Source organism: Rhizobium sp. L43 (assembly GCF_002531725.1).
Taxonomy (GTDB): domain Bacteria; phylum Pseudomonadota; class Alphaproteobacteria; order Rhizobiales; family Rhizobiaceae; genus Rhizobium.
Genome location: NZ_NWSQ01000028.1, coordinates 32,469 through 50,369 on the forward strand (window position 1 = coordinate 32,469; position 17,901 = coordinate 50,369).

Here is a 17,901-nt window from a genome sequence, read left to right on the forward strand (position 1 = left end):
CCGATACGGACGACGCCTGGCGATCGTCAACCTCTTCGGTCGAGTTCCTCCCCCCGGAACAAGGCCGCGGGACGTGTCCCCCCGCAGGCGGCGTCATGCCGCCTGCGCGTCCTGCCATTCGATGGAGACGGCATAATGTCGGACCTCCCCGCAACCAGGCGACTGGGGAAGAGCCTGGTGCGAGCCCTTGTCGCCTTGCTCTCCTTCGCGCTTGTCCTGTCCGGATGCACCGAGATCATGGACAGGGCGCTCGATGCGAAGGAAGCGGAAACGGCTTCGATTGCCGGTTATGGCGAGATTCGAACCTATCTGGATGCCCGGCTCGACGAAGCGCCGAAAGACATCCTCGATTGGGAACCGGCAACCAGGCGGGATCGCGTCGACGCATTGATGATTTCAGGTGGCGGCGCCGGCGGCGCCTTCAGCGTCGGCGTGCTTTCCGCATGGAGCGTGATGAAAACACGCCCCCGGTTCGATGTCGTGACGGGCGTGAGCACGGGTGCTCTGATCGCGCCCTTTGCCTTCCTCGGATCGGCCTATGACGATACTCTGGTGCATCTCTACACGAGCGGCGTCGCCGAAGAGCTCGCCCGCAGCAAACGAGCCGGCGGATTGTTCGGCCCAAGCCTGCTGAGAGCCGATCCCTTGCGGCGAATGGTCGAGCAGTTCATCACGCCGGCAATCCTGCGGCAGGTTGCGGCCGAGCATTGCAAAGGCCGTCGTCTCCTCGTTCTGACGACCAACCTCGACACGCAGAGAGCCGTCGTCTGGAACATGGGCGCCATCGCAACCAGCGGCCGGCCGGATGCGCTGAGGCTGTTTCAGGACATCATGGTGGCCTCGGCAAGCATACCGGGCGTTTATCCCTCAGTGATGATCAAGGCCGAGTCCGGAGGACGCCACTTCGAGGAAATGCACTCGGATGGCGGCTCCGCCTCTCAAGTCCTCATGCTCCCACAGGCTCTCCTGACAAGCTCCCATCGCCTCGGTCCGACAAAGCGGGCGGCCGTTAATTTCTATGTGATCATCAACAACGCGCTCATGCCCGAATTCGCCAAGACGCCCGACAAGACGTTATCCGTGGTCGCAAGAGCCTTCTCCATTTTCGTCAAATCCCAGACGCAGAGTGCACTGACGGCTCTCTATAACTATTCGAAATTGACAGGCGCGCGTTTCCATCTCGCCTCAATCGACGTGCAAGTTCCCTATTCCATGCTCGATCCGTTCAACACCGGCTATATGCGCGCTGTCTATAATCTCGGCTACGCGGAGCTCATGGCTGGAACCTTGTGGAGAGACAGTCCGGTTTTTCGCTAATCGAGCGACGCGTCGCGGTAACATCGGGCTGCTCATGCCGATGGGTGTGGTGATGCTTCGCCTGCGCCGCAGAAGAAGCTTTACCAAACTTTACACTTCCTTAACCGCGCTTAACATCCGCACGGCTATTAGAGTACGACCTCAGTCAATCCGGAGTGTCGTGTGTCCAAGGCACATCGAAATATTCTCCGTTGCCGTTTCACGGAGCGGAAAAACCTATACTCCGCGATATCGCGGCAACTTCTCAATTTCAATTCGGAATTTCTTTATTATTGTACTTTCTGTCGCGACCGAGTTATTACATTTATTCAGTTTTTTATTCAAAATCATTACATCTCAATTGCGGACTTCCTATGGCTTAGGATTCGATCAGGCCGCATAGAAAATGTTCGAATAGAGCGCGATGCTCTATCGGAAGACATTTCAATTGGAGGAACGGGGTGATTGATCACATGCGCCGGGTGATCAGGGCACGTTTTCCGAATAGATCGAACAGTTGCACGGCAGCACTCCTGCCTCCCATGCAGACGAGGGCGTCATCGCTTCGAAATCGGGCAATGGGCCGCTCGCGTAGCCGACCGCCCCGAGCGAAGCGATGGCAATCCGGCCGTCGCTGATCGAGAGCAGCGGTCCATCGGCACCCTGCTCGTAGAGATCGGAATGGGCAGCGGCAAAGCGCGCTTTCTCCGCCTGCGGCGCACCTTGCATGCCGGCCACGTAGTGATGGCCGTTGCGCTCGACATGGGAGAGGCCGAGCAGCGAGACCAGCGCCAGATCCTGCTGCACGGCAAGCCCGGCCTGGCAGGTCAGATCCTCGCCCGAGAGAAACAGTCCTGGCACGGTTCCGGTTCTGATGCGAATCGCCTTCATCAGCGAGCGGTAGATGCCCTTGCAGGTTTTCGAGGAGACGCCGGTATAACCGAGCCCCCGGGCACGGGCGAAGGCCTCGTCGCCGTCGTCGCTCTCGTCGATCAGGAAGGGCAATTGTGCGGCGAGAACGCCGAGCGGTGTTTCCATAGTGATCAGGCGTGAGAACGGCTGTTCGACAAAGGCGATGGCGGCACGCAGCCTCGCCAGCCGGGGCGTCTCCTCGATCCGCGCCAGCAAGGCGGCGAGCTGTTCGGCAGAGCCGAACTGTTCGTTGCCGTCGACCGTCAACCGGTAGTCGGGCACCCGGTCCAGCACGGCGGCGATCCTCATCAGGCGGTCGATATCGGCATCGGTCGCGCCCGAAAGCTTGATCTTGAACCAGCGATTGCCATAGCGCCTTATCACCGCCTCGAGGCTTTCCGGCAGGCCGTCGTCGACGGGCCGGACGATATCGCCCTCGGTGATCGGGTCGAGAAGCCCGATCGTATGCCGGGCCGAGATCGCGCCGGCGGGGCGAAGATCGGCGAGCACCGCCGAGGCGGCGTCCGCGTCGATATCGCGGGGCAGCATGCGGCCGCCGATGCCGACGAGGTTGCGCTGCACCGCCTCGAAGAAGGAAAGCCCCACAAGACGGCAATAGGCATCGAGCGCAGCGCGGGCGATGAGCGACGGGCCGAAACCGGCGGCCAGCGGATTTCCGGGCAGGCGCCGCACGGTCTCCATCTCGTTCAGGCGAGCGGCGGCGAATAAAGTCGCCGGCGCAGACGGCTCGAGCGACGCAGCCGCAGCGGTGCGGATCGAGGCGCGCAACTGATCGACATTTTGCGCCGGGGTCAGCGCCGGATCCTTGTCGAACCATTTCGGCACCATCATCTCCGCCGCGCCGCCAATGGCGGTTCGCCCCTTTTCATCCTCGACACGGACCCTGAGGAAGGCTTGCGGCGCCTTTTCAAGGGTGGCCGCACCAAAGCGGAACGGCAAGCGCAGGCTGATATCGCGCTCGAAGGCATCGATCTCGACAATTCTGATGCGTGGCGCCGTCACGAAACCTCCAATGCTTCTGTCCATGCTCATGCCATGCGGTCGAGCATGGCGCGGGTCACTTCGTGTTGAAGCGGTTCGCGGCGTAGCAGTCGGCCGATCTCATCCACCATGGCCTGCCCTTGAGCGAAATGCGCCTCTTCAGTATGGCCGGCAGCATGCGGTGAAATCGTGACATTGGCCAGGGCGGGATCACGGAAAGGGCTATCGGGAGGCAACGGCTCGTCGTCAAAGACGTCGAGTGCGGCCTCGATGCGGCGGGAGCGGATCTCGGCGAGCAGCGCTGCCTCGTCGACCAGCTGCGAGCGCGCCGTATTGATGAACAGCGCACCGGGGCGCAGCAGCGCCAGTTCGCGGGCACCGATCATCTGACGCGTTTCAGGCAGGACAGGCGCATGCATAGAGACCACGTCGGCCTGAGCCAGCATATCGTTCAGCCCGGCTCTGAAAACGCCGAGTGCTGCGGCCTCGCTGTCGTCAAGGAAGGGATCGACGACCAGCACGCGGCAACCGAAGGGAACAAGCAGGCGCATGACCGCCCGGCCCACATATCCGGCGCCGACGATGCCGACCGTTCTGGCGCCCAGCAATCTCTGCGGCACGGCGGCGCGGACGTCGAGCCATTCGCCTCCGTTGCGCAAGTGATGATGCAGCCGATGAATGCCGCGCATGGCGAGAAGCGCTTCGGCGACGACGAATTCGGCAACCGAGGCGGCAATTTTCGAGGCGGCATGAGAGACACGAAGGCCATCGTCGAACAGACGCGCCGGGACCAGTGTGCGGACACTGCCTGCCGAATGGGCGACGAGGGCAAGGTGCGGGTGGCGCTGGCGCGCGGCGGCGTCGAAGGGCGGCGTGCCCCATCCGGTGAGGCAGGCCGTCGCCCCTTGCAGCAGTTGGTCGAGATCGCCGGCATCGATTGTGGCGGTAGTCGGCCAACGCACCTCGCCAAGGGCGTTCAACTGGGCGATCGCCGCATCGTCCAGCATCATCCGGCGAGTCTTTTCGGTCAGCAATACGGCGATGACGGGAGCCTGTTCGTTCATGATTCTACTCTTTCGCTGCGGCGACCAGGCGCCTGAGATGGGCAAGATCGGCGCGGGCTTTGTCGAGCGCCTGTTGCCGGGGAACCCGGTATTGTGAATGCATCGACAGCACCCCGGCAAAGCCGGTCGCCACCAGATGCGGGACGATGTCGTTCCAGGGCACCATGCCTTCGTCGAGCCCGTACCAGTCCGAGTGCCATGCGCGCTGGCCATGGGCTCCGTAAGCGCCGGGGAACCAACCGCTGTTCTTGACGCCCATGCAGCAGAACCACGGATCGAGAATATCGAGGCTCAAACGCCAGTCCTCGCTTCCCTCGCGAATGATCTGATTGGCCGGATCGGCATAGGCGCCGATCCTGGTGGGATCGCGCCCAGCCAGCAATTGCACCGCCAGTGCGCCCGAGCTGTGCAGGGTCCCGCCATGAAGCTGGATGGTCAGCTTGATGCCGATCCGTTCGGCAAGGTGCTCGAAGCCGTCGAGATCACGCCGCGCCTCATCGACCTGGACCTGCCAGCGCCGCGTTGGGTCATAACGCCAAAAACCAAGCCGGACCTGGCTGATGCCAGCATCGCCGCAACAGCCGAGGAGCCGGGATGCGGCCTCGTCGGGCCGTGTGGAATCGATGGTCGCCATCGGCGTGCGCAGGCCGGCCGCGGCAAAGAGTTTTACGGCATTGACGATCTCCTCCGGCCTGTCGGGGGAAACGGCGTGGCCGTCTCGAATGAGAAGATCGGCGCAATCGAATCCTAAACCGGCGGTGATCTCGGCCGCCGTCTCGAGCGGCAAGTCCTCCAGGGTCTTGGTGAAATAGGCGATATCCATGGATCAGATCCCAGAGAGAAAGGCGCTGTTCATGAGCGGGCGATACAAAGCTCGCTGCGGCGGCCGAATGCATCGCGGGCGCACACCGCATAACGCACGCCCTGTGGCGGCGACATATGCAGGAATGCCGTCGAGATTAGCGGCGCGGGACTGACCTTTTCAAACGTCCCGCCGCCGGTGCCGGCCAGGACATCGTAGAAAATGGCAGGGCCGGCATCGCCGGCGGCCCAGAACAGCATGCGTTCCTCCCGGCCGCCGAGACCGAGGTAGCGTTCGACGACGAGGCCGGTTGGTGCCGCCGGCGGCGCGCCGATATCGGGAACGACAAGCACCTGCGTCAGCGACGGCAATGGCACATCGAGATCGACACTGATCCGGCCGTCGTCGCAGTCGACGGTGCTGATCGGGTGCAGCAAGGCGGGCTCCTGCGCCCGGCGCAGCTCGGCAAACTGCGCTTCATCAGGTGCGGGCGGCGCGCCGACCGGCTCGAAGGGGCCGCGCGGGTTGCTTTCGTCGCGCTGGGCCTCCCAGACCTCCATCGGATTGGTGAATTCCTCATCGATGCGCAGCAGACAAAGCGCATGCCGGCCGGGAACCAGGCCGCTCACTTCGAGACGGACGGCGGTCCGGCCCGAACGGTTGATGGCATCGACGCTATGGATGAGGCTGATGGAAACACCGCCGCCCGGCAGCCGCGTCGGCAGGATCGCCAGGCCATCCTGGTCGGGCGCAAGCGGCGGTTCGGCCGTCACCTTGCAGACGGTATCGCCAAGCGTTGCCAGCAGTTCCATCGATGTGAGGCCGGGCTTCTTGATGATGTCGAAGGGCGCGCTGTCGACATCCGTGACCAGCATATCCAGATTGGTCTTGTGCTCCCACTGCGCCTTGGTGAAATTGCGCGAACCGAAATAAGCAAAGATCGTGCGCTGGCTCCAGCCGCCGATAAAGGCGTGGTCATTGCTGAGGAAGGTGAAATTCGCTGCTTTCGGGGCGATGATGCGCCGGTCGTGCTGTTCGATGATGCGGGCGATGATGCCGGCGTAATAGGCTTTGCCGTGCCAGCTATGATGATCGCTCCAGCCGAGCTGCGGATCGCATTCATCATTGATGATGGGAAGGCCCGCCAGGCGCGGGTGATGCTCCTTGAGATAGTCGACGACGAGAAGCGTGCGATCGACGATGGCGTTGGTTTTCGGGGTCAGGTCTTCCTTGCTGCCGTTGACGCCCTTTTCATGGATCGAGATGTAATCGATGCGCGGCGGGCCGTCACCGCTGAGGCAGCTCGTGCCGCTGTCGCAATGGGCCATGAGGGCGCGAAAGATCGGCGAGAGCGTGCGGGCGGTGCCAGGCCCGCCCATCGGCAGGCTGGGATCGATGGCATCGAGCCCGGCGACGCAGGCGTCGTAGTAGTTGGTGTAACCCTTGATCCCGTAGGTCCACCAGCCGGAGTCGGCCTCATTCGTCGTTTCGAAATACCATGTCCGCAACTCGTCCATGCCGTAACGCGCGCCATAACGGTCGACTGTTGCCGTCACGAGATCCCGCCAGCGCTTGACCTGATCCATGTCCTCATAATCGGTGAACAGGCCCGACGGGTTGCCCATCAGCTCGAAGAACGGCTTCAGCCGGTGTTCGATCATCACGTCGAGCGCGCGGTCGAGCAGCGACCAGTCGTAGCCGGCCCCGCCCTTCGCGCTCAGCAGGTTGTAGAGATAATGCACGCGCAGGAACCGGATGCCTTCATTCGGCAGGCCGCCAATATAGGCAAGCATCTGGCGCATCTCGGGCTCGAGCAGAAGCTCGGCCGGCGAAAAGCCGGTGCCGCGCCAGAACCGGTTGAACGGGCGTACCGCTTCACTGGCATCAACGTTTATTCGCGTACGTTCACGCATGGGTCGTCTCTCCTTGGGCGGACGTTTGGCAGTGCGCCGCAATGCCGGCGCACGAGGCCAGGAGCCGGATTATTTGAACTTGTCGCGCATCGCATCGATGCCGGGGATGGTTTTGGTCAGATGCTGATGGGCGGGATCGAAGCGTTGGATCAGCCCGCGGCGATGCTTGCCGACGAGAATGGTGAAGATATAGCCCCGGTGCCCCGGCGAGGTGACCGTCGGATGGTAACCCCGGTCGACCAGGACTGTGTCGCCGTTGCGGGTCATGAGGATCTTGACCGGACCGTCTTCGTCATAGGTGATCTGGCTGCCGAAGCCGGTCTCTGGCTGGAAGCGGTAGTGATAGAGTTCTTCGTGCCGGGTCTCGACGTCGCCGTCTTCGGTATCGTGCTTGTGGGGGGGATAGCCGGACCAGCAGCCCTCGCCGGCATAGAGTTCGCTCACCAGCAGGTTGCCGCAGCGCCCGTTCTGCCGTTGGCCGAGCAGGTGGACGATCCGCCGCTGGCTGTGGGTGTCAGACGAGCCGACATTGACCGCGTCAACCTCATCAGGCGTCACTCGGAACGGGGCGTAGCGCGTGTCGCAGAGACCGCCGGCGATCGCGACTTCCGCAGGTCCGCCGTGAGCCGATATCCGGACATTGGCGCCGACCGGCACGTAAACCGAGTCCGCATCGCCTCCCCAGATATCGGCTCGCCGGCCCACAGCTTCGAACATGATGCCATCCACCTCGATATCCACCTGACCCGACAGCACGACGTAGAGGCTTTCGTGCACGGGCAGCCGCCGGATGTCCTGCTCGTTGGAGGCGAGCGTGACGAGATCGAAGTAGATGAGATCGAGCGTCGTGGAGGAGGTATCCACAATAGGACGCTGCTCGGAGCGTGGAATGAATTCGGGCATCAATTTAACTCCGGAACGGTACGGTCGGCGAAGGGATTAAGCGACAAGGATTCGGCATGATGGCAGGCTACTGCATGCCCATCGGTGGTGACGGTGCGTAAGCCCGGCACCTCCTGCTTGCAAAGCTCTGTGGCGTAGCGACAGCGCGGATGAAATGCGCAGCCGGGAGGCGGATGGGCGGGATCGGCGACCTCACCCGCCAGCCGGATGCGCTGGCCGTGGCGGCGCATCCTCGGATCGGCGATCGGCACAGCCGAGAGCAGCGCTTCGGTGTAAGGATGGAGCGGGCGTGAGAAGATCTGCTCCGTCGGCGCTTTTTCGACGACCCGGCCGACATACATGACGGCAATGTTGTCCGAGATGTGCCGGACGACCGAAAGGTCGTGGGCGACGAAGAGATAGGTCAGGCCGAACTGTTCCTGCAGATCCTGCAGGAGGTTGATGGTTTGTGCCTGCACGCTGACATCGAGCGCCGAGACGGCCTCATCGGCGATTACCAGGCGCGGATTGGAGGCCAGCGCCCGGGCGATGCCGATGCGTTGGCGTTCACCGCCGGAAAACGCGTGCGGATAGCGGTGCATGTATTCGGGCCGCAGGCCGACGCTCTGCATGAGGTCGGCCACCCGGTGCTCGAGCTCCCGGCCCTTGGCGATGCCGTTGACACCAAGCACCTCACCGATAATGTCGATGACGGGAAGGCGCGGATTGAGCGAAGATTGCGGGTCCTGAAACACAATGCGCAGGTCGCGATGGATTTCGTCGAGGGCAGACCCCGACAAAGCCGCAAGATCGACCGTACCGCCACTGCGGTTGCGATAGCGGATTTCGCCACTCGTCGGCTGATAGATGCGCAGGACCGTGCGGGCAAGCGTGGACTTGCCGCAGCCCGATTCCCCGACAATGCCGAGTGTTTCGCCATCCTCGACGCGAAGCGAAACGCCGTCGACCGCCTTGACGTGGCCGACCACGCGCCGGAATGCGCCCTTGCGAATGGGGAAATGCATCCTGAGATCGTTCAGTTCGAGCAGCGGGCTTCGTTGGCTCACGGGATCGACCATCATCGTCCTCCTTCGTAAAGCAGACAGCTGGCGACATGCCCGTCGCCGATGGCGACGGGTTGGGGATCCCGCTGGTCGCACAGGCCCGCCCTCGCCTCCTTGCACCTGGGATGAAAGCTGCAGCCCTGGGGTCGGTTGAAACGCGAGGGCACCATGCCGTCGATGATCGCCAGCCGTTCGGTGGGTTGCCCATGCATGCGCGGCACCGATTGCAGCAGCGCCTTGGTGTAGGGATGAACAGGTGCGTGGAAGATCGTGTCGACATCCGCTGCCTCCACGACCCGGCCGACATACATGACGACGACCTCATCGGCGATTTCGGCCACCACGCCGAGATCATGGGTGACGAACAGCACCGAGAGCCCGAATTCGGCCTGCAGCGAAGCGAGCAGATCGAGGATATTGGCCTGGGTGGTCACATCGAGCGCCGTCGTCGGCTCGTCGGCGATCAACAGTTTTGGGCGGCAGGCGAGCGCGAGCGCAATGCAGACGCGCTGGCGCATGCCGCCGGAAAACTGGAAGGCATAACTTTCCATGCGCTCGGCCGGCCTGGGAATACCGACCAGGGCCAAGGTCTCGATCGCATGTTCGCGCGCCTCCTTTTTTCCCATCTTCAGATGCAGGCGGATCACTTCCACCATCTGGTTGCCGATCGTGTGGACGGGCGAAAGGGCTGCCATCGGCTCCTGGCTGATCAGGCCGATCTGGGCACCGCGGATCGCCCGCATATCGTGGCCGCGCGGATCGAGCGCCGCCAGATCGACCGAGGGTGCTGCCGGATCGGGTCGGTAGCGGATTGTGCCCGAGACGATCCGCCCTCCGCGCGGAACCTGGTTGAGGATCGAGCGGCCAGTGATGCTCTTGCCCGAACCGGATTCGCCGACGACGCAGACCGTCTTGCCGCGCGGGATGGAAAAGGAGACGCCGTCGACCGCCTTGATCGTGCCCGCACCACCGAAGAAATGCGTCGTGAGATCAACGACCTCGATCAGCGGGTCGCGATCCCCGTGCCGGCCGCTGGCAACGGCAAAATTGGGATCAGTATTCATAGGGATCTGCAGCATCGCGTAATCCATCACCGAGGAAATTGAGGGCGAGCACCGTGACGATCACCGCGATACCCGGAAGAAACAGCCAGGGCGCGCTCGAGACGGCGAGAATGTTCTGCGCTTCTTGCAGCAGCACGCCCCAGCTCACGACAGGCGGACGCAGGCCGATGCCGAGGAAGGAGAGCGCGGTTTCGGCGAGGATCATCGTCGGGATGGCGAGCGTCACCGAGGCGATGATGTGGCTCATGAAGGACGGCACCATATGCCGCCAGATGATGCGCATCTGCGAGCAGCCATCGAGACGGGCGGCGATCACGAAATCTTCCGTCTTGAGCGACAGGAAGCGCCCGCGCACCACCCGCGCCAGATCGGTCCAGCCGATCAGCGACAGGATGATCGTGATCCAGAGATAGACCAGAATCGGATCGGCGCTGATCGGAACGGCCGCCGCAAGGCCCATCCACAGCGGGATGGTCGGGATGGAATTGATGAGTTCGATGGACCGCTGGATCACATCGTCCACCCAGCCGCCGTAGAGGCCGGAGATACCGCCCAGAATGATGCCGAGGATGAGGCTGATGGTGACCCCGATGAGGCCCACGGACATCGAAACCCGCGTGCCGTGGACCGTTCGGCTGAAGACGTCGCGGCCGAGCCGATCGGCGCCGAACAGGTAGAAGGGTTTGCCCATCTCGGTCGGGCCGATCAGGTGCCGGTCGAGATCGAACAGGCCCCAAAGCCGGTAAGGTTCGCCCTTGACGAAGAAGCCGATGGGAATGACGACGGCCGGATCGGCCACGTAATTGCGGCTGAGCGCGATCGGGTCGACCTTCATCGAATAACCGTTGACATAGAGCGGATGAAATTGCCCCGACGCGTCGTAGCCGGCGAACTTGATCTGCTGCGGCGGCGCATAGGTGTAGCGGGAATCATAGGTCTGCGATGAAACAGGCGCGAGAACCTCGGCAAACAGGGCGACCATGTAGATCAAAAAGATGACGACGCCGGCGGCGAGCGCCAGCCGATGGCGACAGAAGCGCCGCCAGATGAGTTTCCACTGCCCGGCGACGGCGTCGGAATTCTGGATCACTTCGGGCTGCAGCGCGATGGCTTGATCGGTCATATCTATCGTCCTTCAACCGTTGCGAATGCGTGGATCGAGCCAGGCGAGCAGCAGGTCGGAGATCAGCGTGCCGATCAGCGTCAGCATGCTCATCAGCAGGATGAAGGTGCCGGCGAGATACATGTCCTGCGCAAACAGGGCGTTGAGCAGCAGCGGCCCGGTGATCGGCAGGCTGAGAACGATGGAGACCACCACCGAGCCGGAGACGAGGTGCGGCAACACCCAGCCGACGGTGGAGACGAACGGATTGAGCGCCACCCGCACCGGATATTTCAACAGCAGCCGGATTTCGCTCAAGCCCCGGGCGCGAGCCATGTCGACATAAGGCTTGTTGAGTTCGTCGAGCAGGTTGGCGCGCATGATGCGGATCAGCGCCGCGGTGGCGCCGGTGCCGAGAACGACGACCGGGATCCACATATGCGACATGAGATCGCCGAGCTTGGCCCAGCTCCAGACGGCGTTGATATAGGCGGGTGAAAACAGCCCGCCGGTACTTTGGCCGAAATACTGTGCCGAAACATACATCAGCACCAGCGCCAGCAGGAAGTTCGGGATGGCGAGGCCGAGAAAGCCGAAGAAGGTGGCGAAATAATCGCCCAGTGAATATTGCCGCACCGCCGAATAGATGCCGATCGGAAAGGCCACCGCCCAGACGAAGAGCAGCGTGGTGACCGAGACCACCATCGTCAGGCCCATGCGGGCCCAGATCAGCTCGCTGACCGGCTTGTTCCAATCGAGGGACTGGCCGAAATCGCCGCGCAGCAGGATGCCGCTGATCCATTTCCAGTATTGCACCGCCCAGGGCTGATCGAGGCCATAACGTTCGCGCAGGCCGGCGATGACGCCGGGATCGATCGTTTCATTCTGGGAGGCCAGACGCGCCGTCATCGCGGTCAGGAAGTCGCCGGGCGGCAGCTGGATGATGATGAAGGTCACGACGGAGATCGCGAACATCATCGGGATCATGTAAAGTAGACGTCTGATGATGAAGCCGGCCATGGTCAAGCTCCTTCAATCGGCGATCGCCGATCAGATGATTGGGACTGGGCTGGTGTCGATGGGGTGGCGCCCGTAGACGCCATCCCTGTCGGTCGCGTTCCGTTATTGCTGGTAGTAGAAGGTCTCGGGCTTTGCCGGTCCCGGTGTCATGTAGAACGATGTGCTGGGAATGACCTTCGGGACATTGCGCATATTGGTCTTGACGATGCCGACGCGGTCCGGCTCCAGGTTGGTGCCGATGACGTAGAATTCGTCACGGGTAATCGCCAGCAGCTCCTTCATCGCGGCGAGCTGCTTTTCGAGCGTCGGCGCTTCCTGCACCTGCCGGTAGAGATCCATCTGCTTCTTGGCGGCGGGGCTCGGTTCTTGCGCGTTCGGATCCTTGGGGTTCTGGTAATAGAGGCCCCAGGCCGTGGCGAAGCTCGATTCATATTCGTGCGGGAAATACCATTTGGGATCGAGCAGGCCGAGGAAGTCGTAGCCACCGCCGCCAACCCATCCAAGGCCGTCATTCTCATTGTTCTGCAGGCGGGAGAAGATCAGCGAACGTTCGGCCGGGCGGGGCTGCATGTCGATGCCGACGGCCCGCCAGTAGCGCTGAATCATCTCGAGGGCGTCCACCTGGATCGGGCTTCCGGTCAAGGCGTCGATCGCGAAGGTGATCCGCTTGCCGTCCTGACCGAGGCGATAGCCTTCGGAGTCATGTTTGGTAAGGCCGGCCTTATCGAGATACTGATTGGCGAGATCGACATTATACTCCAGATACTGCGTCGCCATCTTCTCGTCGTAGAGCGCGGTGCCTTCACGCGGTGCTGCCTGATAAGGCTTGGCCTGTCCGGCATAGATCAGCTGGTTGAGCTCTTCGCGGTTGATGGCGTAGCTAAGGCCGATGCGGAAATCCTTGTTGGAAAAGACAGCGCGCAAGGCCGGATTCTTGTGGGTCTGGTTGAGGGTGATCAGCAGGGCGTTCGACCACGCCGGCCGAGCGATGAACAAGCCGTAGCCGCCTTTCTCCTGGTTCTGCACGATCACCGTACGGGCGTCGGTCGTCTCGATGAAGCGGTTCTGCATGTCGATTTCGCCGCTGATCGCCTTCAGAATGATCGCCTGGGTATCCTGCATCACATCGATAGTGATCCGATCGAAGTAAGGCAGCTGGTTTCCTGCGGTATCCACCTTGGCATAGTATGGATTGCGTTCAGCGACGACCTGGGTGGTGCCATTATAGGGCGCGGTCAACACCCAGGCATCGAGCGTTGGGCGGCCAAGATCGCGCCAGCGGCCGGGAAACCCGGTCTTGTTGTTGAAGAGCTGGACCCAGTCGGTTGCGCCGGCTGCCTTCACCAGGGCGTCGACGCCGTCGGGATTGAAATCCTTGTGAAATTGCTTGAGGTAGTGGGCTGGTGCGGCGGCCAGAATATCGGAGCCGCGCACAGTGGCCATGTTCATCAGAAACAGGCCGTTCGGCGCGGCAAATTTGAAGACAACCTTGTCGTCGGCGAGTTTTTCGACCTTGACGGTCTCTCCGCCCCCGGTCAGCCAGTCGGGTGCTGCAGGCGTGATCTTGGTGTTGCGCAGCACGTTCTCGTTCCACCACACCAGATCGTCGGCGGTAAAGGGCTCGCCGTCCGACCAGCGCGTGCCTTCGCGCAGGGTGAAGGTATATTCGGTGGCGTTATCATTGACCTCGACGCTCTTCGCGATGTCGGGGATCACCTCCGTCCATTCCGGATTCCAGCGGACCAGTCTGGTATAGCCGATCGAACGCTCGATCTCGCTGTCGCCGCCGCCAAAGGTCGCCGTGCGCCAGGTGCCGCCATAGGTGCCGACCGATTCAAGCGGCGTGAGCACCAGCGGTTCCTTGGGCAGCCGTTTTTCCACCGGCGGCAGCTTGCCGGCGTCGACCAGCGCCTTGAGGTCCGGCGACTCCTGAAAGCCGAATGCGGCGCCGGCCCAGCCGGCGCCAATGAGGATTGCCGCGGCAACTGTGGAAATAACCTGCCGCTGTAGAATTCTAGCGTGCTGCATACCGTCCTCCCAATGTTCTGCTCTAGGTTATCGTTAACGTATTCTCCTCTTCCCCAAACGTTAACGTTACCGTACATTCTTGTCAAAGAGATTCTTCTCGCCTTATGCTGACCGCGAATATCCTTGGCTTTCCGGGAAATCATGTTAGTTATCGTTATCGTAATTCCTGTACATCCGAAGAGATCGCGCCGTTGAGCCGCCCCAAAGAACCAGACTCCAAAATCACCATCGCCGACGTCGCCCGCGCCGCAGGCGTGTCGCCGATGACGGTGTCGCGCGTGCTCAACGATCAGGGCGGCGCCAGCGCCGAGACCACCCAACGCATTCTTTCAGCCGCGAACGAGCTCAACTATCGGCCCAATCCCTTCGCACGCGGATTGCGGTCCGATCGGTCGAAGACCATCGGTCTTCTTGTTCCCGACATCACCAATCCGTTCTTTCCTGAAGTCATCCGGGGCGCCGAGGATGCGGCAAGTGCTGCCGGCTACAATCTGCTGCTCTCCAATGTCGTCGAAAACAGCAAGCGGGAAGAAGAACTCATCGAGACGCTGCTCAGGCATCGGGTCGACGGCATCATCGTCTGCAGCGCGCGACTGCCCGATGCCGCCCTCCACAAGGCGCTGGCGCCCCACCGGGCCGTGGTGCTCATTAACCGCGAGGCGCCCAACGAGGTCGCCGGGACGATCGTCACCGATTACGAGACCGGCGCGTCGCGCGCCATCGATCATCTGGTCGAGCGCGGCCGGCGCAAGATCGCGATCGTCGCCGGACCGCGCAGTTCCTTCGGCGGCAAGAGCCGCCTCGTCGGCATTCGCAAGACACTGGCGTCTCACGGGCTCAAGGCGGAAGGCCTCGTTTATTGCGACCCCACGGCGGCCGGCGGACAGACGGCGGCGGCGCAATTGCTGGCCGAGACGCCCGGCATCGATGCCCTTGTCTGCTACAACGACCTCAATGCGATCGGCGCCATGAAGACCTGCCGGGCCGCCGGCATTTCGATCCCCGGGCAGATCGCGCTGATCGGCTTCGACGACATTCCGACGGCCGAACTGCTGTCACCGGCGCTTACCACGCTCCGGGTGCAGAAGCGGGAAATGGGGGAGGAAGCCGTGCGCCTTCTGCTCAGCCGCATCGCCACCAGAAACCGCCAGCACGGCATCGTCATCGTGCCGGAGCTCATCGTCCGCGAAACGACCTGATTCCAATCCCAACAGGAGGAATATCCCATGGATGGCGACAATCTGCAGTCACTGGCCCTGCCCGAGGAGAAGAAGGCCTGGTTCGTCCACGACCGGTTCGGCATGTTCGTGCATTGGGGGCTCTATGCCCTGCCGGCGCGTCATGAATGGGTCAAAAGCCGGGAAGAACTGAACGACGCCGACTACCAGAAATATTTCGATCATTTCGATCCCGATCTCTACGACCCCCGCGAATGGGCGAGACGCGCGAAAGCTGCCGGCATGAAATATGTGGTGCTGACGACCAAGCACCATGAAGGCTTCTGCCTCTGGGACACCAAGGCCACCGACTTCAAGGTGACCAACACGCCTTACGGAAAAGATCTGCTGCGCCCCTTCGTCGACGCCTTCCGCGCCGAGGGCTTGAGGATCGGATTCTACTATTCGCTGATCGACTGGCATCATCCCGACTTCACGGTCGATCCGCGCCACCCGCAGCGCAATCATCCCGACGCCTCGAAGATCAACGAAGGCCGGGATATCAGCCGCTATGCCGCCTTCATGCGCGAACAGGTGCGTGAGTTGCTGACCGAGTTCGGCCGGATCGACATCATGTGGTTCGATTTCAGCTATCCGCAATGGAAGCTCGGCGACCTGGTCGGAAAGGGCCATCAGGATTGGGAAAGCGAGAAACTCGTGCGCCTGGTGCGCGAGCTTGCTCCCGAGATCATCATCAACAACCGGCTCGACCTTGCCGGTCTGCAGCCCGATATCGTCACGCCGGAGCAATATATGCCGCGCGCCTGGCCGAAGCGCGACGGCAGGCGCGTCGTCTGGGAGGCGTGCCAGACGCTCAGCGGCTCCTGGGGCTATCACCGTGACGAGGACACCTGGAAAAGCACCGAGCAACTGGTGCAGATGCTGGTCGGCACCGTTGCCATCGGCGGGAATCTCTTGATGAATGTCGGGCCGACGGCACGCGGTACGCTCGATCACCGCGCGATATCGGCGCTTTCAGCCTACGAGGAGTGGATGGCGCTGCACGAGCGCAGCATCGTCGGCTGCACCCAGTCCGACTTCGCCGCCCCGCCCGATTGCCGCCTGACCCAGAACGGCGACCGCCTCTATATCCACCTTTTCAACTGGCCCTATAAGCATCTGCATTTCGATGCGCTGGCCGGGAAAATCGAATATGCGCAATTCCTGCACGATGCCAGCGAGGTCACTTGGCTGCGCCCGTCTGCCAATACGTTATGGGCGAACACCCAGTTCCCCGTCGGCGAGGACGAGCTGACATTCGTCCTGCCGGTGCGCCGCCCCAAGGTCGTCGTCCCGGTTATCGAGGTCAAGCTCAAGGCGGGGAGTGCCGCCAGCCTTCAGGATTGAAGACTGCTGACGCCGTTAAGCGGTCGAGCCATGCCCGCTCAGGAGAACGGCGCGGTCGGTCCCGCTGCGGGACTGGTGAACCAGCGCGGTCCCTCGGCGGTCATATAGATATGGTCCTCCAGCCGGACCCCGAATTTTTCGGGAAAGACGATCATCGGTTCGTTGGAAAAACACATGCCGGCGGCAAGCGGCGTATCGTTGCCGCGAACGATGTAGGGCTCCTCGTGAATCTCCAACCCGAGACCATGTCCGGCGCGATGCGGCAATCCCGGCAGGCGGTAATCGGGGCCGAGGGAGTGTCTGGCGAGCACCGCGCGGGCCGCATCGTCGAGATTTGAACAGGCCGCACCGATCCGGGCTGCGTCGAACACAGCCTGCTGCGCCTCGCGTTCGATCCACCAGGCGCGTTCGAAGGCGCTGTCGCCGGCCTCCAGCACATAGGTTCTGGTGAGATCGGAATGATAACCGTCGATCCGGCAGCCGGTATCGACGAGAATGACGTCGCCGCGGCCGAGGATCTGATCGCCGTCGGCGCCGTGCGGCAGCGAGGTCGCTAGCCCGAAGGACACGATGCAGAAAGTCGAGCCGTCATCGGCGCCGGCCTGGCGATGCCGGCGATCGATGAAATCGACCACCTCGGATGATCTGATGCCCGGCTTCAACAGCGCATGCACCTGCCTGTGGACGTCGAGCGTCAGGTTCATCGCATATTGAATGAGGGCGATCTCGGCGGCCGATTTAATGCGCCGCAGGTCGCGGATCAGCCGGCCGCCATCGGCGAGCCGTTCGGCGCCCATCGCCGCTGCCAAGGCATGATAGAAGAACAGCGGCAGACCATCGTCGAGGGCAAGCCCGCCGTCTTGGCCGACAAGGCGGGCAACGAGCGCGGCGCTGTTCTCCTCCTCTTCCCAGACCAGGATTTCCCCCGGCAGATGCGGCAGCGTTTCGACGCGGCTGCGCTCGAAACCGGGAACGATGTAGGAAATGGCGGTGGGTGTGATCAGCGCGCCGAGGAACCTTTCGCTCGGATGCCAGACGAGCCCGGTGAAGTAGCGCAGACTTTCGGTCGGGCCGAGAAGCACGCCGGCTAGTCCTTCGGCTTCGATCGCTTCTCGAAGACGGGTGAGACGGGTCTGCCGTTCGTCATCCGTGATGCGGGGTATAGGGTGCTGCCACGACATGTCGTTT

At 62.4% G+C, this 17,901-nt stretch carries 13 protein-coding genes and 1 pseudogene; 3 read left to right on the forward strand and 11 right to left on the reverse strand.

Annotated elements, in window-relative coordinates:
- The first annotated feature begins 135 nt into the window (after positions 1–135).
- Entirely contained in the window at positions 136–1,317 is a 1,182-nt protein-coding gene (locus tag CO667_RS27535; RefSeq protein ID WP_097621368.1) for a patatin-like phospholipase family protein, read from the forward strand.
- A gap of 465 nt (positions 1,318–1,782) precedes the next feature.
- On the opposite strand, the gene CO667_RS27545 is transcribed toward CO667_RS27535, so the two are convergent.
- The 10 genes from CO667_RS27545 to CO667_RS27590 all read right to left on the reverse strand — a co-directional run bounded on the left by CO667_RS27545 (position 1,783) and on the right by CO667_RS27590 (position 14,149).
- A complete protein-coding gene (locus CO667_RS27545) occupies positions 1,783–3,261 on the reverse strand; it encodes a mandelate racemase (RefSeq protein WP_097621369.1) in 1,479 nt (492 codons plus the stop codon).
- The gene (locus CO667_RS27550) at positions 3,258–4,274 is read right to left on the reverse strand and encodes a hydroxyacid dehydrogenase (RefSeq protein ID WP_097621371.1); all 1,017 of its coding nucleotides are present in this window, start codon (positions 4,272–4,274) and stop codon (positions 3,258–3,260) included. The genes CO667_RS27545 and CO667_RS27550 overlap by 4 nt, the downstream gene beginning before the upstream one ends.
- A 4-nt stretch (positions 4,275–4,278) precedes the next feature.
- Positions 4,279–5,097: a TIM barrel protein gene (locus tag CO667_RS27555; protein ID WP_097621373.1), complete on the reverse strand. Its 819-nt coding sequence runs from the start codon at positions 5,095–5,097 to the stop codon at positions 4,279–4,281.
- Between the two features lie 29 nt (positions 5,098–5,126).
- Positions 5,127–6,989, reverse strand: a complete 1,863-nt coding sequence (locus CO667_RS27560; protein ID WP_097621375.1) for a glycosyl hydrolase — start codon at positions 6,987–6,989, stop codon at positions 5,127–5,129.
- A 69-nt stretch (positions 6,990–7,058) separates the two neighbouring features.
- The gene (locus tag CO667_RS27565; RefSeq protein ID WP_097621377.1) at positions 7,059–7,892 is read right to left on the reverse strand and encodes a 5-deoxy-glucuronate isomerase; all 834 of its coding nucleotides are present in this window, start codon (positions 7,890–7,892) and stop codon (positions 7,059–7,061) included.
- On the reverse strand, positions 7,892–8,950 hold the full coding sequence (locus CO667_RS27570) for an oligopeptide/dipeptide ABC transporter ATP-binding protein (RefSeq protein ID WP_179874228.1): 1,059 nt from the start codon (positions 8,948–8,950) through the stop codon (positions 7,892–7,894). Before CO667_RS27570 ends, CO667_RS27565 begins: the two co-directional genes overlap by 1 nt.
- Complete coding sequence (locus CO667_RS27575) at positions 8,950–9,999, reverse strand: ABC transporter ATP-binding protein (protein ID WP_097621381.1); 1,050 nt, start codon at positions 9,997–9,999, stop codon at positions 8,950–8,952. The genes CO667_RS27570 and CO667_RS27575 overlap by 1 nt, the downstream gene beginning before the upstream one ends.
- Complete coding sequence (locus CO667_RS27580) at positions 9,989–11,122, reverse strand: ABC transporter permease (RefSeq protein WP_097621383.1); 1,134 nt, start codon at positions 11,120–11,122, stop codon at positions 9,989–9,991. The genes CO667_RS27575 and CO667_RS27580 overlap by 11 nt, the downstream gene beginning before the upstream one ends.
- A gap of 12 nt (positions 11,123–11,134) precedes the next feature.
- Entirely contained in the window at positions 11,135–12,121 is a 987-nt protein-coding gene (locus CO667_RS27585) for an ABC transporter permease (protein WP_097621385.1), read from the reverse strand.
- A 102-nt stretch (positions 12,122–12,223) separates the two neighbouring features.
- Positions 12,224–14,149, reverse strand: coding sequence for an ABC transporter substrate-binding protein (locus CO667_RS27590; RefSeq protein WP_097621386.1), 1,926 nt, complete (start codon positions 14,147–14,149; stop codon positions 12,224–12,226).
- A 191-nt stretch (positions 14,150–14,340) separates the two neighbouring features.
- Between CO667_RS27590 and CO667_RS27595 the strand changes: the two genes are divergently transcribed.
- Together CO667_RS27595 and CO667_RS27600 are read left to right on the forward strand one after the other, a co-directional pair.
- Positions 14,341–15,348: a LacI family DNA-binding transcriptional regulator gene (locus CO667_RS27595; protein WP_097621387.1), complete on the forward strand. Its 1,008-nt coding sequence runs from the start codon at positions 14,341–14,343 to the stop codon at positions 15,346–15,348.
- Positions 15,349–15,369: 21 nt separating this feature from the next.
- Positions 15,370–16,713: pseudogene (locus tag CO667_RS27600) on the forward strand (alpha-L-fucosidase); the annotation flags it as partial.
- Between the two features lie 38 nt (positions 16,714–16,751).
- Here the strand turns inward: CO667_RS27600 and CO667_RS27605 are convergent.
- Positions 16,752–17,894, reverse strand: coding sequence for a Xaa-Pro peptidase family protein (locus CO667_RS27605; RefSeq protein WP_097621390.1), 1,143 nt, complete (start codon positions 17,892–17,894; stop codon positions 16,752–16,754).
- Between the last annotated feature and the right edge of the window lie 7 nt (positions 17,895–17,901).

Bases quoted from the DNA above. Each gene is read 5' to 3' on its own strand.
- CO667_RS27580 (WP_097621383.1), bottom strand. From the start codon at position 11,122: ATGACCGATCAAGCCATCGCGCTGCAGCCCGAAGTGATCCAGAATTCC.
- CO667_RS27550 (WP_097621371.1), bottom strand. From the start codon at position 4,274: ATGAACGAACAGGCTCCCGTCATCGCCGTATTGCTGACCGAAAAGACT.
- CO667_RS27535 (WP_097621368.1), top strand. From the start codon at position 136: ATGTCGGACCTCCCCGCAACCAGGCGACTGGGGAAGAGCCTGGTGCGA.
- CO667_RS27570 (WP_179874228.1), bottom strand. From the start codon at position 8,950: ATGGTCGATCCCGTGAGCCAACGAAGCCCGCTGCTCGAACTGAACGAT.
- CO667_RS27575 (WP_097621381.1), bottom strand. From the start codon at position 9,999: ATGAATACTGATCCCAATTTTGCCGTTGCCAGCGGCCGGCACGGGGAT.
- CO667_RS27555 (WP_097621373.1), bottom strand. From the start codon at position 5,097: ATGGATATCGCCTATTTCACCAAGACCCTGGAGGACTTGCCGCTCGAG.
- CO667_RS27545 (WP_097621369.1), bottom strand. From the start codon at position 3,261: ATGAGCATGGACAGAAGCATTGGAGGTTTCGTGACGGCGCCACGCATC.
- CO667_RS27585 (WP_097621385.1), bottom strand. From the start codon at position 12,121: ATGGCCGGCTTCATCATCAGACGTCTACTTTACATGATCCCGATGATG.
- CO667_RS27560 (WP_097621375.1), bottom strand. From the start codon at position 6,989: ATGCGTGAACGTACGCGAATAAACGTTGATGCCAGTGAAGCGGTACGC.
- CO667_RS27590 (WP_097621386.1), bottom strand. From the start codon at position 14,149: ATGCAGCACGCTAGAATTCTACAGCGGCAGGTTATTTCCACAGTTGCC.
- CO667_RS27605 (WP_097621390.1), bottom strand. From the start codon at position 17,894: ATGTCGTGGCAGCACCCTATACCCCGCATCACGGATGACGAACGGCAG.
- CO667_RS27565 (WP_097621377.1), bottom strand. From the start codon at position 7,892: ATGCCCGAATTCATTCCACGCTCCGAGCAGCGTCCTATTGTGGATACC.